Here is a 1,154-nt window from a genome sequence, read left to right on the forward strand (position 1 = left end):
TATGCTGGAGATACAATGCCTTTTTGCTAATTATGTTCCAAAAGTGAATAGATATGCGCCAAAAAGGAATAGGAAAATACTTTAAACAAATGTTTGTTATGAGAAGTAAAATGTGGCTATACAATCCAAAAGACCTCACTTATGTCTGAAAAAAAGCGGGCTATCCGTATACTATTATCATATTATCATCGAATTTCTCATGAGAGAGAATAATTTAAAAAACTGGATACTATCGTTTATTGGTTTCTAGCTTATAAAGTAGGGGGTATATCTGCTTATTTTTATAAAAGTGTTACTGTTTTTATGGGAAGAATATTTATAAAATGAGATTAGAAGGTGCATTTGAAGATAAAAATAAATATCAGTAATGTTCAATTCATAGTGTTATAAAAGATCATGGATTAAGTTAAATAAAAAGCTTATTGAATTGTTATGACATCATATTTGTTAATATGTTACACGATAATTTTTTGATATTTATCTTAGATGAAGAGTTTTATGAAATGAGTAAGATATATTTGGTTGTGAGTTGGTTTGCAGAGAAAGCATTATATTTTATGGTATAGGGGATAGATCAAGATTTTTTACACAATTATTTGTGTTGATAGGGGCTTCAAGCTATTGTTGTGTTATGCGCCGTGTTTATACCATAGTGATTTTGGGGTAGAGACGTTAGAGATTGTTTTTCTGCTTTGCGTTTTGTCGATCAACTTTGATGGATATTGTATAGAAAGTGGGACTGTTGCCGTGGAGAGAGATTATGCTTTTACTTATAATATCAATGAAAAAAGCAGCGGAAGATTACGGCAAAGTATTTGTACAGGAGAGCTTAGTTAGGGAATAACTTTTTAGCTCGTGAAGTTTGTAAAATAAAATGCTTTCTATAAGAAAAATAATATTTTTATAAAGTAAAATAATAACACTTTTAATAATTATTATTTGCATATATAAGCATAAAATATAATTATATTTAATTAAATACTATTTAATAACTATCTAAAAAGTGTGATTTTCTTTATGACTCATAAATATAACTTGCTATTCATTATACTTATCGTATGTTTATCGACGGGAGGATTGATTTCTACCGATATTTTTTTACCAGCACTGGGCGATATGCGTCAATATTATCAAGTGACACAATCTCAAATTCA

1 pseudogene is annotated in these 1,154 nt (G+C 28.6%); it reads left to right on the forward strand.

What is annotated here, in order from left to right:
• Positions 1-1,017: 1,017 nt before the first annotated feature.
• Positions 1,018-1,154 (forward strand): annotated as a pseudogene (locus ACFIL8_RS10645) (Bcr/CflA family drug resistance efflux transporter); the annotation flags it as partial.

Origin of the sequence: Bartonella sp. AP57NXGY (assembly GCF_042195805.1) — a bacterium.
Taxonomy (GTDB): Bacteria; Pseudomonadota; Alphaproteobacteria; order Rhizobiales; family Rhizobiaceae; genus Bartonella.